The sequence below is a fragment of the Ochrobactrum sp. P6BSIII genome (assembly GCF_014138065.1).
GTDB lineage: Bacteria > Pseudomonadota > Alphaproteobacteria > Rhizobiales > Rhizobiaceae > Brucella.
The window spans coordinates 98080-118696 of record NZ_JACGXB010000009.1 but is presented as its reverse complement, the minus strand read 5'-3'; the positions used below and the strand labels follow the sequence as shown (position 1 = coordinate 118696).

Below are 20617 nucleotides of genomic sequence, written 5' to 3'. Positions count from 1 at the left end.
TGAGGAGGAAATCATGAAAGCCAAGACGAAGAAGCTGCTCGCTGGAACGCTCATTGCTGCCACTGCACTTGCAGGCGGCGCAGGCACGCTGGCCGCGCAGGACAAGCCGGTCATCGCAACCGTTGTCAAGATCAGCGGTATTCCGTGGTTCGACCGCATGAACACCGGCGTTGAAGCCTATCAGAAGGCCAACCCGGATGTGGTTGCAACCCAGAGCGGCCCGGCAACTGCCGACGCAGCACAGCAGCTTCAGATCGTTCAGGATCTGGTCGCCAAGGGCGTCAATGCGCTTGCCGTCGTTCCGATGGACCCGGCTGTTCTCGAAGGCACGTTCAAGCGCGCTATTGAACGCGGCATCGTTGTCGTGACCCACGAAGCCGACAACCAGATCAACACCATGGCCGACGTCGAAGCTTTCGACAATGCCGACTACGGCAAAGCTCTGAACGAACGTCTGGCACAGTGCATGGGCAAGAGCGGCAAGTGGACGACCTTCGTTGGTTCGCTCGGCAGCCGTACGCATATGCAGTGGGTTGGCTCGGCTGAAGAAAATGCCAAGCAGTATCCGGACATGCAGCTTGTCGATCCGAACAACGAATCCTTCGACGATGCCAACGGCACCTACGAAAAGGCCAAGGAAATCCTGCGCAAGCATCCTGACCTGAAGGGCTTCCAGAGCTCGGCTGGCAACGACGTTCTCGGCATTGGCCGCGCGATCGATGAAGCCGGTCTGAGCGGCAAGGTCTGCCTCGTTGGCACTGGCCTTCCGAACCCATCGGCTGACCTTCTGGAATCCGGCGCCATCACGGCTATCGGCTTCTGGGATCCGCAGAAGGCTGGCATGGCGATGAATGCTGTTGCCAAGCTTCTTCTGGAAAAGAAGGAAGTCAAGGACGGTATCGACCTCGGCGTTGAAGGCTACAACAAGGTTTCCGTGAAGAAGGGTGCAGGCGAAGGCCTCCTCGTCATCGGCAACGGCATGGTTATTGCCGACAAGGATTCCTACAAGGAACACCTGTTCTAAGAAGCCTTAGAAGATCCGACTGCTAGTGGTGTGGATTCCGTTCACCCCCGCCATATAGCGTCAAAGCCTGGATGCTTTCCGCGAATGGAAAGCATCCGGGCAACCAACCCCGGTTGATTTTAGTGCTTTAATGCCGCCAACCAGCCGACAGCGGAACCGTTGCGCGCGAGCGCGATGATGCGTTGTGGCAGAGGAATTAACGTGTCAACTACGATGAACAATAAGACGGAAAACGGCCGGACACCGGAGCGTTTTCTCGAATTGCGCAACATCCACAAGCGGTTCGGCGGCGTGCATGCATTGCGCGGCATCGACCTCACGCTCAATCTCGGAGAGGCCTATCACCTTCTCGGCGAGAATGGATGCGGCAAGAGCACCGTCATCAAGATCATGTCCGGCGCACATGGTCCGAGCGAAGGTGAAATTGTTCTCAATGGCAAGACCTATAAAGAACTCGATCCGATCCAGTCGCTGGCTGCAGGCATCGAGACTGTCTATCAGGACCTATCGCTGATCCCCAACCTCACGGTTGCCGAAAATGTAGCGCTTAATCAGCAGCTCGTCGAAGGCAATGGCAAGCTGTTGCGCCGCTTCGACCGCACCAAGCTGCGCCAGACTGCGGAACGTGCGCTGAGCACTGTCGGCCTGCCCACAGATCGCGCCTTTCTGAACACTATCGTTTCCGAACTGCCGCTTGCCATGCGCCAGCTGGTCGCCATTTCCCGTGCGATCGCGACGAGCGCCAAGCTGGTCATCATGGATGAGCCGACCACGTCGCTGACGCGCCGCGAAGTCGACAACCTCATCGAAGTCGTCAATCGCTTGCGCGCAGACAATGTCGCCGTCCTCTTCGTGACCCACAAGCTCGACGAATGCTACCGCATCGGCGGTAACGCCGTCGTTTTCCGCGATGGCCAATGCGTCGCGCAGGGGCCGATCGAAAACTACACCAAGAAGCAGCTTTCCGAGCTGATGATTGGCCGTGAAATCGACGCCGAGCGCTATCGCACCGGTACGCCCGGCGAGGCGGAACTGCTGAAGCTGGACGGCCTGTCATCACCGGATTTCAGGAATATCAATCTGACGCTCCGCAAGGGTGAAGTGCTCGGCATTACAGGTCTGGCCGACTCAGGCCGCAATGAGCTGGCGATGGCGATCACCGGCGTCGATCCGGCATCCAACGGCGCGATCACGCTCGAAGGTCGCAAGATCAACGTCAAGAGCCCTGCCGAAGCCATTGAACTTGGCATCGGCTACGTGCCGGAGGATCGTCTCGCAGAGGGACTGTTCCTCGACAAGTCGATTTTCGAAAATGAAGTCGCGTTGATCCTGACTCGTCTCAGCAACAGCCTCGGCGTCATCAACCAGAAGAAGGGCCGCGAAATCGCAGCCTCGCTGATGGAGCAGATGCGCCTCAATACCAAGAACCTGGATCTACCGGTCGGCGCCCTTTCGGGCGGCAATCAGCAGCGCGTTCTCATCGGTCGCTGGCTCAGCATCGGTCCGAAGCTCCTCGTGCTGCATGGCCCAACTGTGGGCGTCGATGTCGGATCGAAGGATACGATCTATCGCGCCATCCAGACACTGGCCGAAGCCGGCATGGGCCTCATCATCGTCAGCGATGACCTGCCGGAACTGCTGCAAAACGCCGACCGCATTCTCGTCATGAATGCGGGAAGCATCGTCAAGGAATTTGACGCCGCCGAGGCGACGGAAGACCAGCTCTACCAAGCCATGATGTCGTCGCAAAAGGAGCTACCGCAATGAGCGTGTCGCAGTATCAGCCGGAACTGGGCCAGACCCGGTCCTTCAAGCTGGGTGACTTCATTCGCAGGCGCCCTGAATCCATCACCTTCTTCCTTCTGGTCGCGATCTGCGTGATCGTGTCGATTGTCAATCCTGCATTCCTGCAGGCTTCGACGCTGATCGATATCGGTCGCGCCAGTGTGGTGATGGGCCTTTTCGCGCTTGGCGTCTTCATCATTCTCGCTGCTGGCGGCATCGATGTATCGTTCACGGCCATTGCCGCCTGCACGGTCTATTCGCTGACCTTGCTGGTGCAGGCCTATATGCCGACGCTTCCCATCGTCTTCGTCATCCTGATGGCGATTGCCGGCGGTGTCTTTCTCGGCCTGATCAACGGCGTACTCGTGCACAGTCTGAAAGTTCCGTCGCTGATCGTCACCATTGGCACGCAATATCTGTTCCGTGGCTTCCTGCTGGCTTTTGTCGGCACGGTCTGGATCATGTCGCTGCCGCCGACGATGGGCGCTTTTGGCCGCCTGCCCCTGTTCCAGTTCGAATCCGCCAACGGCGCAACCATCACCATGCCGTTCTACTTCCTGATCCTGCCTGCGGCAGCGATCCTGACCTGGTGGATCTTGAACCGCACGCTGATGGGCCGCGCCATTTTCGCCATGGGTGGCAACAGCCAGATCGCAAGCCGCCTTGGTTATAATCTGCGCACCATCCATCTGTTCCTGTTCGGATATGCCGGTGGTCTCGCCGGTCTTGCAGGCATCATCCATGTTTGCGCCAACCGTCAGTCGAGCCCATTCGACTTTGTCGGAACCGAAATCAGCGTCATTGCCGCTGTGGTTCTGGGTGGCGCACGTATTACCGGCGGCACGGGCAGCGTTTTCGGCACCATTCTGGGTGTTCTGCTCATCACCGTCATCAACAGCGTTCTGGTCCTGGTTGGTATTCCCAGCACGTGGCAGCGTCTCGTCGTCGGCTGCTTCATTCTTCTGGCCGCCGCCTTCTTCGTCACCCAGCAACGCAAGAAATAACCCGATAATCTCAAGAGGAAATCATGAAGAAGTTCCTGAACGATCCAGTCAATTTCGTTGATGAGATGCTGGAAGGCATCTATCGGGCCCATCCCGAACTGACCTTTGTCAACGACGACAAGCGCTGCATGGTCACTGCCAAGCCGAAGGCTGGCAAGGTCGGTATCGCAACCGGCGGCGGCTCGGGCCATCTGCCGACCTTCCTCGGCTATATCGGCGAAAACATGATCGACGGCGCAGCTGTCGGCGGTGTGTTCCAGTCGCCGAGCGCAGAGCAAATGTATCAGGTCACCAAGGCCATCGATCAGGGCGCAGGCGTGCTCTACATCTATGGCAACTACACGGGCGACATCATCAATTTCGACATGGCTGCCGAACTGGCCGATCTCGACGGCATCACCGTCAAGCAGGTTGTCGGCAATGACGACGTTGCCTCATCGGTTGTTGGTGAAGAGCACAAGCGCCGCGGCGTTGCGGGCATTTTCTTCATCTACAAGGCAGCCGGTGCAGCAGCAGCCAACGGCCTGTCGCTCGATGAAGTAACGCGTCTCGCCGACAAGGCTCGCCTGCGCACTCGCACAATGGGCGTTGCCCTGTCGAGCTGCGTTGTGCCGGAAATCGGCCATGCGACCTTCTCCATCGGCGACGATGAAATGGAAATCGGCATGGGCATCCATGGCGAACCGGGTATCAGCCGCACCAAGCTTGCTCCGGCTGACTCCGTTGTCGATCAGCTTCTGGGTCGCATCTTCGCCGAGCAGGATTATGCCAAGGGCGATGAAGTTGCCATCCTGCTGAACGGTCTCGGCGGTACACCGCTGGAAGAACTTTACATCATGTTCCGCCGCGTTGCGCAGCTCTTCGACGAGCGTGGCGTCAAGGTAAAGCATATCTGGATCGGCGAATTCGCCACCGCCATGGAAATGGCCGGTGCTTCGATCTCCGTGCTGCATCTCGACGACGAACTGGAGCCGCTTATCGCTGCTTCGGCGAACACGCCATTCTTCAAGCACATTGCCGGTTGAGGTAACGCCATGAACTCCATCAAGGCTTCCGATCTCATCAATCTGTTCGACAGCTGGAAGCAGCTCTTCGCAGAACAGCGCGAATTCCTGATCTCGCTCGACGGCAAGGTTGGCGATAGCGATCTGGGCATCACCATGAGCAAGGCTTTCGCAGCCGCTGCTGAAGCAACCGCCGAAGAAGGCGAAGCTGCTGGTATTGCCAAGCTGCTGCGTCTGGCCGGCGCCACCATGGCCCGCGTCGCTCCGTCCACCATGGGCACGCTGACGGCAACGGGTTTCCTGCGGGCAAGCAAGGCCTGCGAAGGCGTTGACGCGATTGGCACTGCCGAAATGGCGGCCTTCTGGCGCGCCTATCGCGATGGTGTTGCAGAACGTGGCAAGGCCAAGGTTGGCGACAAGACCCTGCTCGACGTCCTCGACCCGATTGCTGTCACGCTTGAAGCTCAGGCTGCTGCCGGAGCTTCCCTGCCCGACGCACTGGCTGCGACGGCAAAGGCTGCCGAAGACGCACTGGAAGCAACCAAGTCTCTGGTTGCCCAGCATGGCAAGGCTGCAGCCTTCCAGGAAAAGACCATCGGTCTTCAGGACGCTGGCGCCACTGTCGGCACCTTCCTGATCGTCAGAATGTCGGAGTTCGTATCAGCTCATTCCTGATACGTCTCCACACATGTCGAAGGCCGGAAGCCCGCCAGGTTCCGGCCTTCGATGCTTTTTAGAGATAGGCCAGCGTCACGATTTTTGGCGCGCGGCAAAAAACGACCCGGACATTTATGCCCGTCGTGGTGCGCGCATGGCCGTGCTGAAGATCGACGATGATATCGTCATAGTTCAATATCACGCGGTCCAGTGGATAGACGGCCTTATAGACCGCCTCCTTTGCGCAAAACAGAATACGATCTGTATCGCCCGTGCCCTCTGGTAGCCGGTCACCCGGCTGTTTCACCAACACGGCAATATCCTCCGGCAGCGCAATAGCCGGTTCCACATCAATCCCGACTGAGAGAAAATCGGCGCTGCTTGCCACAGCAGCAACGGCCATATCGTCATCATGGGCGAGAGAGCCGACAATGCCCGACGGCCAGATTGGCTCGCCCGAAGCGCCGCGCAAAATCGCGAAGTCGCCTCCGCCATGCTCTTTGAGCAATTCCCGCGCTGCAATACGTGCCGCGCCGCTGGCGCGACAACGAACCGGATTTCGTGCCGGAAGCGTAGCAATCTCATCACCCAGTAAGCGGGTTTCATCCCCGTCCCGAATGACCCGGCAAGCGGTTGCAATGCCCTTGGGCGCGGTTGCGCGCATGGCTTCGTTCAGCGCCTTTTCCAAAAACGACTTTTCGGAAATGCCAGACTGAGGTTCTGCCATATCGGTATTCTCAACCGCGAAGATCGAGATGGGCGATCATCTCGCCGTCTTCGTCGAGACCGTCTTCAACAAAGCCCGCCTTGGCATAAAGCTGGCGCGCGCCTTCGTTTTCCGGCTCGTAGCAGATGGAAACGCGGTGAATGTGACCCAGCGCCTTTATCTCGGCCAGAACCAGCTGCAATGCCGCCTTTCCGTAACCGCGCCCCTGAAAAGCGCGGTCAATCATGAAGCGATAAATCTGCGCATTGTCGCCATCGCTCGTCGCGTCATACATGAGGAAACCGACCAGCTCGCCGCCTGCAAAAACAGCGCGTGGCCGGGCATCCTCATCTTCATCTGCCTCTTCCAGCGAGCTGGCATTATCCGCGACAAGGTTTTCCTGTCCCGGGGCCAGCTCCAGCGCAGCTATCCGTGACCGCAAGTCGTCCGTTACGGATTGAAGCCGGATATCACGGGTGCTGGAAGTTGGATCGGTCAAGCGGAAGCCCCCACCGGACGAAGAGCGGCAGAACCCGCCGCCTGTTTGACATTGGCCAGCACGGTTCCGTCCTTCGTCACCGGGACGACGAAACGGTTGAGCTTGGCCGGATTGCCACGCCAGACGGAATAAGGCTCAAGCACCTCGCCCTTCATGACGAAGGAATCGACATCAACGATAGAGCCATCACCCATGACCACGCCATAATGCACGAATGCCGATGGTCCGAGTGTGCAGCCATTGCCGATGCGGATGAAGTCGGACTTGAAAGCGCCCTCCTCCAGCGAATGCGGCTGGATCACGCAACCTTCATTCAAGGTCGCATCATCGCCGATTTCGACCAGCGAACGCTCGGTCAGATTGGCGCCACCGTCATAGACGCGGCGACCGACCTTCACGCCGAGGCAGCGCAGGATCATCGGACGGAATGGCGTTCCGGCGAAGAGCTGCGTAATCGGCGAATCCGACAGTTTCCAATGGCGCTCATGCCGCCAGAAGGCTTCATCATAGATCGTCGTCATGCGTGGCTTCAGCTTACCGAAGCCCAGCGAAAACCGCTCGATGAAGATATAGAACGGGATCGCGATGCCCGCCGTCAGCACCACAGCCACAAACAGCGCGTTGTACTTCCAGTCGTCGTAATAGTTCAGCGCGCGGTCCCAGATCGCTAGCGTGGCAAACAGCATCAGCCACTGTTCCGCCAAGAACATCAGTCCGGTGCGGAAATTGTGGAAGTTCTTGCGGCGCAAACGGCGCAGGCGATCACCTTCGTCAATATTCGCGATCAGTTCCTTGTCGCGATTGACCATGCGCGGGATTTCGAAGCAAGGCGACCCCAGAAGCCCGACATTCTCACGCACTGGCCCCTCGATCGGAACCATAACCTTGGTGCCAAGAAGGCAGTTTTCCCCGGTCCGTCCATCGGACGGATAGAAGATATTATTGCCGAAATAGTTCCGCTCGCCGACCTTCGTATGTTCCAGCCGGAACGTGGCCGCCGATTTGTGCGTGTTGATCATAAACAGACCATCCGACACCATGGTCTGGCTGCCGATTTCGCACAGAAGCGGGTTTTCATGCTGCTGGTTGGTGCCGAAATTGGACCCGGTCTGAACCACCTTGTTCAGGTTCCAGCCGATAGCCCGCATATAGTGCACCACCGCCGAGCTATCGCCGAACAGCAGATTGAGAAGGCGCGAATTGCTGGCCAGTTCCACCATCGACTGAAGCCAGTAATGGAATCCGTAAAGCGTATAGGTGCGGTTTGGCTTCAGGAACAGGCTGGCCAATCGCGGAACTGCAACTGCGGCAATAAACGAAACTACCAGTACACCGAACAGCGTGACGGTGGTGCCGATGGCCACGATACCGATGGTTTCCTGATAGTCGTCGCTGACATTCTGCCAGTAGCTGTGGAACAGGAACGGGAACGGCGTGACCAGCATGAATAGACCAACCAGCTGCACGATCTCGAAGATGATGCGGCGGGTTTTTGACAAAGTGATGCTGCGCACCTTGCAGTAATCCGCCGTGGTCGGCGCTGCAGGCGATCCATGCCAATGTTCACCATCGGGGATGCTCTGACCACGCTGCAAGGAGGACGCATGGCCGAGCTGCGCTCCATTGCCGATTCTGGTATCGATATCGATGGTGGAACCGACACCCACAAAGGCGCCGTCGCCAATGGTGATCGAGCCCGTGTGGATATAACCGCTTTCGGCCTTGAAACCGAGAATATTGGATTCCCGGCGCAAAATGGAATTCTCGCCGATGGAAATCAGGTCGGTACAAACCGGAATCGCCCGGCACTCAATGGCCGTATTGCGGCCAAGCTTTGCACCGAGAAGACGCAAATAGAGGCTATAGAGCGGATTGCCGCGGAACAGGACCACAGGCGCAGTGCGGATCAGCGTTTTGACCACCCAGAAGCGATAGTAACGCAAGCCCCAGATCGGGAAGCTCTCCGTCTTCCAGCGGCCGATCAGCACCCATTTCGCAACAATGGCAAAACCGGTCGTCGCGAAGAAGCTTGCTGCCGCCAGTACGACGCATCGGAAATAGAGCTGAAGCGGGTTGTCGAGCGCGTCATAAACCCAGTCGAGACCGCCATCGAAGAAAACCAGCGCGATATAGGCATAGACCCCGTAGAAGGCGAGCTGTGCAACGCCACAGGCCCAGTAAGCGAAATTGGATGCCTTGTGGGTAAGCTGACGCTCGACCATAGCCGCCGTTTTCTGCTGCGGCGCATGGAGATGCGTCGCAAGACTTGCGATGGTCGGATGCAGGTAGATATCCCGCATCGAAGCTGTTTCCCAGCCCTGCGCGGTGCGCACGCGAGCGCAGAAACGTGCCATGAGCAAGGAATTGGCGCCCAGATCGTCGAAGAAATGATCCTCGACCGAAACTTCGTCCAGATTGAGCACTTCCGCCAGCGCATCCGCCATGAAGCGTTGATCGTCATTGCTCGGCGGCACGATTTCCCGTTCCGCTGACAGACGAACATTGGTCGGTTTCGGCAGGCGCTTCAAATCGGCCTTGTTGGAGACCGTCATTGGAATGGCCGCCAGCTCTTCGAGATAGGCGGGAACCATGTAGGACGGCAGTCGGCGCTTCAGCTCGCGCGCAATATCGGCGCGCTGCAGCGGCGGCACGCCCGATTTTGGCGCGTAATAGGCCACCAGTTCCACCCGACCCGGCTCTATTTCCCAGGTGGTGACGGCAGCCTGTGCAACGCCCGGCTGATCGAGCAGAACGGCTTCGATCTCGCCAAGCTCGATGCGGTAGCCGCGAATCTTCACCTGGGTGTCGATACGCCCGTGATATTCGATCTCGCCCGCAGCATTGATGCGGCCCAGATCACCCGTGCGATAGATACGCGCGGACGGGTTGTTGGGCAGGCCGATAAAGTCGGGAATGAACTTCTGGTCGGTCAGATCCTGCCGGTTGAGATAACCGACAGCAAGTCCGATACCGGCGATACCAATTTCACCCAGCTCATCCGGGTCGGTCAGCTTCGATTCCGTCGGCTCGATGATGACAATCGAATAGGTCGGCAGCGGCGCACCGATTGTCACCGGCTTGTCAGGCGTCAGAACACCCATCGTCGCAGTTACGGTCGCTTCCGTCGGACCATAGGTGTTGAGAAGCAGACGCCCCGGCTTCGTCCAGCGCGTCACCAGATTGAGCGGACAGGCTTCGCCGCCCACCATCAGCAGGCGCAGCTTCGGCACATCGGTTTCGATGGAAGACAGCAGCGTCGGGCTGCACGCCATGCAGTTGATGTCATTCGTCCGAAGGAAATCGGCGAGTTCTTCGCCAACCAGCGTCATCGGCCCCGGCGCAGGCACGACGGTCGCGCCTGCTGTAAACGGCACCCAATATTCTTCCGCCGAGAAGTCGAAGGCGATAGTCATACCGTGATAAACACGGTCCCCCGGCTTGTAGCCGTAGGACATCGCCGCGACACGCAGGAAGTTGCAGAAGCTCTGATGCAGGATCGCGACGCCTTTCGGCCTGCCGGTCGTTCCTGACGTATAGAGAATATAGCAAATCTGGTCAGGGTTGGCGGCTCTGGCGACCTTGTCCAGCGGTGCGACTGATTGCTTGGAAATTTCCGCGCCCGCGCCATCGATCAGCACATGCGGCACAGGCATTTGTTCGACGCGGGCCGTATAGGCCTCAAGCGAAATGACGAGCCGGACATTGGCATCCTCGATGATGAGGGCCATGCGATCTTCCGGAAAGGCAGTTGCCAGCGGCACGTAGGCCGCGCCTGCCTTCATAACAGCGAGCAGCGCAATATAGGTATCGGCAGAACGGTCGAGCAGCAGACCGATACGGTCGCCTGGACGAACGCCACGTTCAATCAACAGCCGCGCAAACTGGTTGGCGCGATTGTCGAGTTCCCGATAGGTCCAGTTGCGCCCGTCCGATACAACGGCGACAGAATCCGAAAACCTGTCGGCCAGTTCTTCAAAAAACAGGTCAAGCCGCTCGCCCGGCTTTCCGGGCTCGGCAAAATCGGCACCAGTCAGAATCTGCCCGCGAGCGGAGAGACGATTCGCCCCGCCCTGTGCCCCTTGCGCCTGCACATCCTCGATGGGCAGACCATTCTCGCTTGTTGTCGCTGCGGCCTCGCCGTGTCCAGCGCCACGATTTTCATAGTTCATTTTCAACACTCACTGACCAAAGGTCGAGCATCAACGGGCAATTATACGCGTTAGGCGGCACGCTTGCCTGCAATGAGGCATAATCTGTCGTCGAACCGTTCACTGCGGGTGAAGAAGACCGCTATTGGCGCAGGCCACTACTCAAACTGGTGAAAATAAGAAAGTGAATTATTTTTATTTTAGCTATTCATCCATCAGTGTTGCAAAACTAGCATACAACGCTGGCCAGATCATCCAGTTTTAGTTCGTATCCACCGCTCTTGCAATCCTTTGCTTGCCACGGTTAACTGCCCAAATGGCGTTTACATTAAGGCAGTTACAGTATTTCGTTGCAGTTGCGGAGCAAGGGTCTGTCACCCGCGCGGCGCAAAAGCTGTCGATTTCGCAATCTTCGGTCACGGAAGCGATCAAGGAACTGGAAACCGACCTGAATGTCGAGCTTTTCGAGCGCCATCCCCGCGGCCTGACAGTCACGCATAACGGCCATCAGTTTCTCCGCCATGCCACCAAGATTCTGACCGGCGTATCGGACGCCCGCCGCTCTTTCGCCGACCAGCGCATTCAGGAGAAGGGTAAGCTCAATCTGGGTGTGACCTCATTGGTTGCGGGCTACGTGCTGTCCGACCTGCTCGCCCGCTATCGCCGGGCTTTTCCGGGCGTCGAAATCAGCGCCATCGAAGACAATGGCTCTTATCTGGAACATTTGCTGGTCGGCGGTGAGCTGGATGTGGCGGTAATGGTGATTTCCAACCTGCGCGACCGCATGGCGCTGCACGCGGAAATTCTCGAAACCTCGCCCTATCGGCTGTGGTTACCCCTCGGTCATGAACTCGTCTCAATCGACAGCATTTCAGTGAGCGATATCGCGAAAGAACCGCTCATCATGCTGACGGTGGATGAAATCGAGGAAAACACCGGCAAGCTTCTGGCCGCTCTCGGTGCGCGCCCGCATGTGGCTTTCCGCACGCGTTCGGTGGAAGCCGTGCGCAGCCTCGTCGCCACGGGTGCGGGAGTAGCCCTCCTCCCCGACCTTGTCTATCGCCCTTGGTCGCTGGAAGGCGACCGGATCGAAAGCCGCGATGTTTCAGGATCGCTGCCCGTCGTGCAGATCGGCATGGCCTGGCGCAAGGGGTCCAGCCTGCCCCAATCCGCGCGGGACTTTATCGGCATTGCGGAGGCCGCCCGCTCTGGCCGACTACGTTAGCACAACACTTGCATTCTTCGTGATGCCGGGCTGCAACGAGCAATTTTCTGTGCTCCGGTGCTCACATACCTCTATGTACGCTCCGCTCCGGTGCTCGAAAATCACTCGTTTCGCCACGGCCCGACGAATTTACAACTGTCGTGCCAAGCTCCGGTATCGGAAAAATCGATACCAGCTTTCCGATAAATGAATTTGCGAAAGGCAGGGTTTCAGCACACCATCCGCTCCGGGAACAAAATCACTGAATGTGAATAAAACGGGAGTGGTCGATGAGAAAATTTCTGCAATCCTGTACCGCTTTGATGGCCGTCGCGAGCTTTGCCACGCAGGCCATTGCCGCCGAACCGCTGAAAGCGATTGGCGAAGGTGAAGGCGCGCTCAGCATCGTGGCCTGGGCGGGCTATATCGAACGCGGCGAAACCGACAAGAATTACGACTGGGTCACCGATTTCGAAAAGGAAACCGGCTGCAAGGTCAGCGTGAAGACCGCCGCCACCTCCGACGAGATGGTAGCGCTGATGAATGAAGGCGGTTTCGACCTCGTCACCGCTTCCGGCGACGCCTCGCTGCGTCTCGTGGCAGGCAAGCGCGTGCAGCCCATTAACACCGACCTCATTCCAAGCTGGAAAACCGTGGACGAGCGGCTGCAAAATGCGCCGTGGTTCACCGTGAAGGACGTGCATTACGGCGTGCCCTATCTCTGGGGCCCGAATGTGCTGATGTACAATACCGACGTCTTCAAGGGCGAAGCGCCGAAGAGCTGGAACGTTGTGTTCGAAGAACAGAACTTGCCGGACGGCAAGTCCAACAAGGGCCGTGTGCAGGCCTATGACGGGCCTATCTATATCGCCGACGCAGCGCTTTATCTCATGAAGCACAAGCCGGAACTCGGCATCAAGAATCCCTACGAACTCAACGAAGACCAGTACAAGGCGGCGCTCGATCTTCTGCGTGGACAGCGCAAGCTCGTCAGCCGTTACTGGCACGACGCCATGATCCAGATCGATGACTTCAAGAATGAAGGCGTCGTGGCTTCCGGCTCGTGGCCGTTCCAGGTCAACCTCCTGAAGTCGGAAAATGCCAAGGTCGGCTCGACCTTCCCGGAGGAAGGCGCGACCGGCTGGGCCGACACCACCATGCTGCATGTGGATAGCGAGCACCCCAATTGCGCCTATAAGTGGTTCGAGCATTCGCTAAAGCCGAAAGTGCAAGGTGATGCCGCAGCATGGTTCGGCGCAGTACCATCCGTTCCGGCGGCCTGTAAGGGCAATGCGCTTCTGACCGACGAAGGCTGCGCGACCAACGGTTACGACAATTTTGCCAAGATCAGCTTCTGGCGCACACCGACAGCCAAATGCGAAAGCCAGGGCGAATGTGTGCCCTATCATCGCTGGGTGTCGGATTATATCGGCGTCATTGGCGGTCGCTGACATCGACTATCGTAAGCACGAAGATTGCCCTTCCTTCAGCTGAAGGAAGGGAACGGACCGACGCGCCCGCACGCCAAACAGATGCTGGCGCTCTCCATGATGGGTAGAACCATGACAGCAGCAGTTCGTTTTGAAAATGTGAGCCGGCACTTCGGCGAAGTTCGGGCCGTCGATCACGTCAACCTGACCATCGCGCCCGGAGAATTCTTTGCCATGCTTGGCCCCTCCGGTTCCGGCAAGACGACCTGCCTGCGGTTGATCGCGGGTTTCGAACAGCCGACCGATGGCAGAATAGAGATTTTTGGCGAAAGCGCTGGCGGCGTTCCGCCCTATCGACGCAACGTCAACACGGTGTTTCAGGATTATGCGCTGTTTCCGCATCTCAGCATACTGGACAATGTGGCCTATGGGCTGATGGTGCGTGGCGCTGGCAAGGCCGAGCGCCACCGCGCCGCCGAAGAAATGCTGGAACTGGTCAAACTGCCGGGCTATGGTGCCCGGAAACCGAGCCAGCTTTCCGGCGGGCAACGGCAGCGGGTTGCACTGGCCCGCGCCCTCGTCAACAAGCCGAAAGTGCTGCTTCTGGATGAGCCGCTCGGCGCGCTCGATCTCAAGCTGCGCGAGCAGATGCAGGAAGAGCTGAAGAGCCTGCAAAAGGCGCTGGGCATCACCTTCGTTTTCGTCACCCACGATCAGGGCGAAGCCTTGTCCATGGCCGACCGCATCGCAGTCTTCAACAATGGCCGTATCGTTCAGGCCGGAACACCGCAGGAAATTTATAACCGCCCGCAGACCCGCTTCGTTGCGGATTTCGTCGGTTCATCCAATGTCGTTGCACCCGAAATTATGGCCGCATTTGGCGGTGAGCGGCGCTGGGCCAGCCTCCGGCCGGAATCCATTCGCCTTGCAGACAAGGGCGACAAGATCGGCGTCGCTGCGCGGATCGAAACCGCCAGTTTCCTCGGCTCCGCCACACGTCTCGGTGTGGAAGCCGAAGGCGCCAGACTGCATGTCATGCTGCCCGCTGGCGCAAATGTTCCCGAGACCGGTTCCGATATCCGCATCGTCTGGAATCCGGGTGACGTTCATTACATGGATCAGGCAGCATGAGCGGCGCGCAGGCTTCCACACTCGGAAACTCCGGAGCAAATCCCGGGGCTAATCCGACCTCCATCCTGCCGCAGCGCGGCGGGATGCTTGGTCGCCTCTCCGACCTGTTCTGGCGTCGTCCGGGGCTGCTGCTGTTTCTCATGCTCACGCCGCCGCTTTTGTGGCTGGGCATCATCTATATCGGCTCGCTGATCGCGCTGCTCTTGCAGAGTTTCTTCTCGGTCGACGATTTCTCCGGGCTGATCGACTATAATTTGACGCTCGCCACCTATGCGCAGCTCCTAAACTCGGCCAATCTCGACATCATCATCCGCACCGTGCTGATGGCAGCACTTGTGACGGTTGCATCCGCTTTTGTCGCCTTCCCCATCGCCTATTACGCCGCCCGCTATGCACGCGGCCGCTGGAAGGCGCTGTTCTATCTCGGCATCATGCTGCCGCTCTGGTCGAGCTATCTGGTCAAGGTCTATGCCTGGAAACTGATCCTCGCCAAAGAAGGCATCCTGACCTGGATCTTCGCAAAACTGCACCTGTCCTGGTTGCTAGACGGCGTTCTATCCCTGCCTATTGTCGGCGGCAATTCCCTGTCAGTCAGCTATCTCGGGACCTTCATCGTCTTCGTCTATATCTGGCTGCCCTATATGATCTTGCCGACACAGGCCGCGCTGGAGCGCGTGCCGGGCAATCTGGTGGAAGCCTCGTCCGACCTCGGCGCAACGCCTGCTCAGACTTTCCGAACCGTGCTGATGCCGCTCGCCATGCCGGGCATCATCGCCGGATCGATCTTCACCTTTTCGCTGACGCTTGGCGATTACATCATTCCGCAGATCATCGGTTCGTCGCGCCTGTTTATCGGACAGGCCGTCTATACCCAGCAGGGAACGGCGGGCAATGTGCCGCTCGCTGCCGCATTCTCCGTCGTGCCGATCGTCATCATGGCCATCTATCTCTGGATCGCCAAGAAACAGGGGGCTTTCGATGCGCTCTGATCGCAACAACCGCGCTTCCTTTGGGTTGAAGCTTGCTGCCGGACTGGGCCTCGCCTTCCTGCATCTGCCGATCCTGCTGATCTTCGTCTATGCCTTCACGACGGAAGAAAAGAGCTATCAATGGCCGCCGCCGGGCTTCACGCTGCAATGGTTCGCCGTGACATGGAACCGCGCCGATGTGTGGTCGTCGCTTGCGCTCTCCGTGCAGGTGGCCACGATTGCGACCATGATCGCGCTCGTACTCGGAACGCTTTGTGCGGCTGCGGTCAGCCGGACCCACTTCTTCGGACGCGAAAGCATTTCACTGCTGGTCATCCTGCCCATCGCCTTGCCCGGCGTTGTCACCGGCATCGCCCTGCGTTCGGCCTTCTCGCTGTTCGACATTCCGTTTTCGATGTGGACCATCGTGCTCGGTCACGCGACCTTCTGCGTAGTGGTCGTCTACAACAATGCTGTCGCCCGTTTCAGGCGCACGTCGGGTTCGCTGATCGAAGCCTCGATGGACCTTGGTGCAAACGGGTTCCAGACCTTCCGCTATGTGATCCTGCCGAATATCGGAACGGCCCTGCTCGCAGGCGGCATGCTCGCATTCGCACTGTCCTTTGACGAGGTGATCGTCACCACATTTACCGGCGGCCAGCAGATGACCCTGCCGATCTGGATGCTTCAGGAACTGATCCGGCCACGCCAGCGCCCCGTCACCAATGTGGTGGCCATGGTTGTGGTTCTGGTGACCTTCCTGCCCATCCTCGCCGCCTACTATCTCACCCGCGATGGCGATCAGGTCGCCGGTCACGGGAAATGAAAAAAGGGAGAACGACATGAACACCGAAATGCTGATTGGCTCACGCTTTGAAGCTGGCACGGAGGTCGAGGAAAGCGTCCTCAATCCAAAGACCGGCGAGACCGTTCTCAAACTGCCGGAAGCCTCGCTCGGCCAGATCGACGCCGCCGTGGCCGCCGCTGACAAGGCATTCAAAACCTGGTCGCGCACCACGCCCGGCGAGCGCTCCAACTATCTTTTGAAGATTGCGGATGCGATTGAGCGGGACGCAGAAGCCTTTGCCACGCTGGAAGCGCTTAATTGCGGCAAACCGATCAATGCCGTCATCAATGATGAAATTCCGGCCATCGTCGATTGCTATCGCTTCTTTGCCGGCGCAGTGCGCAATCTTCATGGACCGATTGCCGCCGAATATATTCCGAACCACACATCAATGATCCGACGCGATCCGGTCGGCATTATCGGCTCCATCGCGCCTTGGAACTATCCGCTGATGATGATGGCTTGGAAACTCGCGCCAGCCATTGCGGGCGGCAATACGGTGGTTTTCAAGCCGTCCGAACAGACGCCACTGACCGCACTGAAAATGGCCAGGCTGCTGGCGGATATTCTACCGGAGGGCGTCGTCAATATCGTGCTCGGACGCGGCGAAACCGTGGGTAACGCGCTGATCAATCATCCGCGTATCGACATGGTTTCGATCACCGGCGATGTCGCAACCGGCAAGAAGGTCTTGCAGGCGGCGGCCAAAAGCGTGAAACGCACTCATCTGGAGCTTGGCGGCAAAGCGCCCGTCCTCGTCTTCGACGATGCGGACATTGAAGCCGTCGTCAACGGTATTCGCACTTTCGGCTATTATAATGCCGGACAGGACTGCACTGCCGCCTGCCGCATCTATGCCGATGCACGCATCTACGACCGTTTCGTCGCGGACTTGTCATCCGCCGTTTCCAGCATCCGCTACAATCTGGAAGATGACAGCCAGAACGAAATCGGACCGCTCATCTCGCGCCGCCAGCGTGATCGCGTTGAGAGCTTCGTCGCCCGTGCCCGCGAGCACAAGCATATCGAGATAACCACGGGCGGAAAAACCGCCGGTGCGAACGGCTTCTTCTTTGAGCCGACAGTCATCGCGGGTGCAACACAGGACGATGAAATCGTGCGCCGCGAAGTCTTTGGTCCGGTTGTCTCGGTCACGCGCTTCAGCGATGTCGATGAAGCCGTGCGATGGGCTAACGACAGCGATTACGGCCTAGCCTCCTCGGTCTGGACCAAGGATGTCAGCAAGGGCATGCAGGCCGCAGCCCGCCTGCAATATGGCTGCACATGGATCAACACCCATTTCATGCTGACCAATGAAATGCCGCATGGCGGATTGAAACAATCCGGCTATGGCAAGGACATGTCGATCTATGCGCTGGAGGACTATACCGCCGTGCGCCATATCATGATCGCACATTGAGCGACCACCGAGCGCATAACCGATCTCGAATGGCGGCAGCTTTGCCGCCATTTCCATTTGTTCTCAAGAGCTTATTGCCCGCCCCATTAATCTTATTACTGGCTAAATTAGCTTGAGCATCAGGCCGACTTCGCCTATTCGATTGTCAAATTCAATCTCAGGGCGAGCGGGATTTTGAGAATTGACACGCATTAACTGCATTCCTCCATCGGAGCTGACCGGGCCGCATCTCGTTGCGGAATACCGGGAACTGCCGCGTGTTTTCGCCCTTGTGAAAGCCGCAATCCTGCGCGGCGAGACGCCCGCAGACCGCAGAAATCCCCGTGCCTACACACTTGGAACCGGCCACGTCCGGTTTTTCTATACGCGACTTGGCTATCTGGCGAAGCGTCAAGCCTCTCTCGTGGCCGAAATGCAGGCCAGAGGTTACGCACCCCAGTTCACGGCAACCAATGAATTACTGATCGACATCCCGCCGGAATGGTGCTGCGATTGGGAGCCTTCCGACGAAGCGATGGTAATCAACAGAGCCCGCATTGCCGAACGTTTGCGGAAATAGTCACCGCACAACAGCGCTCAATTAAACAACCATACATAGATGCAACCTAGAAATACAATTGATTACCGTAGGTTGAAACTCAATTTAAATATAACAAGGATAGTTATGTAATTTCAAATTCTTCATAAGTTTATATGTTTTTAAATAAATAATACTCTATTCTGGAAAGTATGGACTTAATTTGATATGATTAAGCAGCAACATCCCCCATGCTGAGACATGCCGCATGACCGAAAAAAGAACGGCGCCGGAAAAGAAGCACGCGCTGGAACAGCAGGCATCGTCCTTTACAGACGCTGTTGAAGAGATTGCGCGGAAGCTGCAAAAGCCCTTGCAGCCCGATCTTGAAGACGACTTCATTCGCTATGCGCTCGACAGCGCGGCCATTGTCGCCCACACCGATGTTCGCGGCACCATCACCTATGTCAATCGCAAGTTCTGCGAGATCAGCGGTTATACGGCGCGCGAGCTGATCGGCGCAAACCACCGCATTCTGCATTCGGGCATCCATAACAAGGACTTCTTTCGCGACATGTATCGCGATATTGCTCATGGCAAGATCTGGCACGGCGAGATCTGCAACCGGCGCAAGGACGGCTCGCGTTACTGGGTGGATACGACCATCGTTCCGCATCTGTCGCCTGCTGGCAAAGTGGATAGCTATACCGCCATCCGGTTCGATATTTCAGCGCGCAAGGAGCTTGAAAGCGCCTTGCGGACCAGCAAGGAACATCTCGACCAGCTTGCCAATCTCGACCCGCTGACCGGACTACCGAACCGCCGCCGTTTCCAGGAATTTCTGGAGATGCAGGTGCAGGACCACGAGCGCTCCAATGGCATATTTCATCTGGCGCTACTCGATGTGGATTCCTTCAAGGAGGTCAACGACACATTCGGCCATCACGCGGGCGATGTTCTGCTGCAGAATATTGGCAAGCGTCTGCGTTCGTTCGAAGATAGCCAGCTGTTCATGTCGCGCATGGGCGGCGATGAATTCAGCCTCATCCTCGTCGGCGCGACGGATTATGAAGCCGACATGTTGTTTGAAGAAATTCTGGAGGCCATTCGCCAGCCCATGGTCATCGGTTCGACGCCGCGGCGCATATCCTCCAGCCTTGGCATTGCCAGATTTCCGCGCGACGGCAAGGATGTCGGCAATCTTTTCAAGGCAGCAGATTTGGCGCTCTACAAGGCCAAGGCTTTGGGACGCGACCGTGTGGAGGTTTTCCAGCCACAGTTGCGCGTAGTCGCCCGACGAAAATCCGCACTTTATGAAGAAATCGAAGGCGGGCTGGAGCACGGCGAATTCGAGCTGCATTATCAGCCCATTATTCCGCTCATCTCCGGGCAGGCGTTTTCGCTGGAAGCACTGATGCGCTGGCGTCATCCCGAACGGGGACTGCTGACGCCCGCCTATTTCGGAGAGGGCTTTGAAGACCCGGCCATCCGCGCAGCACTCGGCATGTTCATGCTGGAGCGGATTTTTGCCGATGTTCAATCGCTGCTCAAGGCTGAAGCGCCTTTGCATCGCATTGCAATGAACCTGACCAATTCCGATTTTCGTTCGGACATCTTTCTCGACCGCTTCTTTGAACTATGCGCCGAAACCGGGATTGGGCCTGAGCGGTTCAGCGCAGAGATGACAGAAGGCATGTTGCTCGGCCTCGCGCAGAAACGTGTGGAACAGGGGCTCAAACGGCTTCATATGGCCGGCGTTGAAGTTGCCCTCGACGATTTTGGAACCGGCTTTGCCTCACTGACGCATTTGCGCCGCCTACCGATAGACCGCCTGAAGATCGACCGCAGCTTCGTTGCCAATATCGCCGCCTCGCCGGAAGACCGCGCCATCGTGCGCGGCGTCATTCAGATCGCCCATAGTCTTGGAAAGACTGTCACCGCCGAGGGCGTCGAGACCATCGAACAAATCAACCTTTTGAGTGACATGAAATGCGATCATTTGCAGGGTTGGTATTTCAGCGCGGCATGTGAAGTGCGAGACCTGCCAGAGGTGCTGGCCACGCTCCCCAGACTTGACGCAGAAAAGCTGCATTGATCTCCGCCACATTGTTGCCGTTTTGACATAGTGCGCGTCTTTCTGTCATGGATGGCTCTTGACAACGTTTACCCGGGCGCGACTCGTGCTATTAGTCGTGCGTCTCGCCATTGGGGGCTTTGGCGGAGATTCACCGTCCTAGCGCGTTTATTCGCGGCTGGGGCGGTTTAGTTTTAGG

16 protein-coding genes are annotated in these 20617 nt (G+C 57.9%); 13 read left to right on the top strand and 3 right to left on the bottom strand.

Annotation, left to right across the window (positions count from 1 at the left end; genetic code table 11):
- Positions 1-13 precede the first annotated feature (13 nt).
- The 5 genes from FHW00_RS14270 (at position 14) to FHW00_RS14250 (ending at position 5492) form a co-directional block, all read left to right on the top strand.
- On the top strand, positions 14-1024 hold the full coding sequence (locus FHW00_RS14270; protein ID WP_078339163.1) for a substrate-binding domain-containing protein: 1011 nt from the start codon (positions 14-16) through the stop codon (positions 1022-1024).
- Between the two features lie 213 nt (positions 1025-1237).
- Entirely contained in the window at positions 1238-2791 is a 1554-nt protein-coding gene (locus FHW00_RS14265; protein ID WP_078339165.1) for a sugar ABC transporter ATP-binding protein, read from the top strand.
- The gene (locus FHW00_RS14260) at positions 2788-3813 is read left to right on the top strand and encodes an ABC transporter permease (protein WP_078339166.1); all 1026 of its coding nucleotides are present in this window, start codon (positions 2788-2790) and stop codon (positions 3811-3813) included. Before FHW00_RS14265 ends, FHW00_RS14260 begins: the two co-directional genes overlap by 4 nt.
- A 23-nt stretch (positions 3814-3836) precedes the next feature.
- Positions 3837-4838 (top strand): dihydroxyacetone kinase subunit DhaK, encoded by a 1002-nt coding sequence (locus tag FHW00_RS14255; RefSeq protein WP_078339167.1) that lies wholly within the window; start codon positions 3837-3839, stop codon positions 4836-4838.
- 9 nt (positions 4839-4847) lie between these two features.
- Positions 4848-5492, top strand: a complete 645-nt coding sequence (locus FHW00_RS14250; RefSeq protein ID WP_078339168.1) for a dihydroxyacetone kinase family protein — start codon at positions 4848-4850, stop codon at positions 5490-5492.
- A 58-nt stretch (positions 5493-5550) separates the two neighbouring features.
- Here the strand turns inward: FHW00_RS14250 and FHW00_RS14245 are convergent, their stop codons facing one another.
- The 3 genes from FHW00_RS14245 to FHW00_RS14235 are packed head-to-tail and all read right to left on the bottom strand — an operon-like array spanning position 5551 to position 10848.
- Positions 5551-6201 (bottom strand): 4'-phosphopantetheinyl transferase family protein, encoded by a 651-nt coding sequence (locus FHW00_RS14245; protein ID WP_078339169.1) that lies wholly within the window; start codon positions 6199-6201, stop codon positions 5551-5553.
- Between the two features lie 10 nt (positions 6202-6211).
- Entirely contained in the window at positions 6212-6679 is a 468-nt protein-coding gene (locus tag FHW00_RS14240) for a GNAT family N-acetyltransferase (RefSeq protein ID WP_078339170.1), read from the bottom strand.
- Positions 6676-10848: a Pls/PosA family non-ribosomal peptide synthetase gene (locus FHW00_RS14235; RefSeq protein ID WP_078339171.1), complete on the bottom strand. Its 4173-nt coding sequence runs from the start codon at positions 10846-10848 to the stop codon at positions 6676-6678. The genes FHW00_RS14240 and FHW00_RS14235 overlap by 4 nt, the downstream gene beginning before the upstream one ends.
- 295 nt (positions 10849-11143) lie before the next feature.
- Here FHW00_RS14235 and FHW00_RS14230 point away from each other — a divergent pair, with 295 nt between their 5' ends.
- From FHW00_RS14230 to FHW00_RS14195, 8 genes are all read left to right on the top strand, one after another.
- Positions 11144-12052 (top strand): LysR family transcriptional regulator, encoded by a 909-nt coding sequence (locus FHW00_RS14230; RefSeq protein WP_078339172.1) that lies wholly within the window; start codon positions 11144-11146, stop codon positions 12050-12052.
- A 269-nt stretch (positions 12053-12321) separates the two neighbouring features.
- Positions 12322-13482: an ABC transporter substrate-binding protein gene (locus tag FHW00_RS14225; RefSeq protein ID WP_078339173.1), complete on the top strand. Its 1161-nt coding sequence runs from the start codon at positions 12322-12324 to the stop codon at positions 13480-13482.
- A 111-nt stretch (positions 13483-13593) separates the two neighbouring features.
- Positions 13594-14592, top strand: coding sequence for an ABC transporter ATP-binding protein (locus tag FHW00_RS14220; protein ID WP_078339250.1), 999 nt, complete (start codon positions 13594-13596; stop codon positions 14590-14592).
- A complete protein-coding gene (locus FHW00_RS14215; protein ID WP_078339174.1) occupies positions 14589-15581 on the top strand; it encodes an ABC transporter permease in 993 nt (330 codons plus the stop codon). Before FHW00_RS14220 ends, FHW00_RS14215 begins: the two co-directional genes overlap by 4 nt.
- Positions 15571-16386, top strand: a complete 816-nt coding sequence (locus FHW00_RS14210; protein ID WP_078339175.1) for an ABC transporter permease — start codon at positions 15571-15573, stop codon at positions 16384-16386. Before FHW00_RS14215 ends, FHW00_RS14210 begins: the two co-directional genes overlap by 11 nt.
- 16 nt (positions 16387-16402) lie before the next feature.
- On the top strand, positions 16403-17827 hold the full coding sequence (locus tag FHW00_RS14205) for a gamma-aminobutyraldehyde dehydrogenase (protein WP_113533861.1): 1425 nt from the start codon (positions 16403-16405) through the stop codon (positions 17825-17827).
- A gap of 181 nt (positions 17828-18008) precedes the next feature.
- Positions 18009-18386, top strand: coding sequence for a pyrimidine dimer DNA glycosylase/endonuclease V (locus FHW00_RS14200; protein WP_078339176.1), 378 nt, complete (start codon positions 18009-18011; stop codon positions 18384-18386).
- A 226-nt stretch (positions 18387-18612) separates the two neighbouring features.
- The gene (locus FHW00_RS14195) at positions 18613-20439 is read left to right on the top strand and encodes a putative bifunctional diguanylate cyclase/phosphodiesterase (RefSeq protein ID WP_078339177.1); all 1827 of its coding nucleotides are present in this window, start codon (positions 18613-18615) and stop codon (positions 20437-20439) included.
- The last annotated feature ends 178 nt before the right edge of the window (positions 20440-20617 follow it).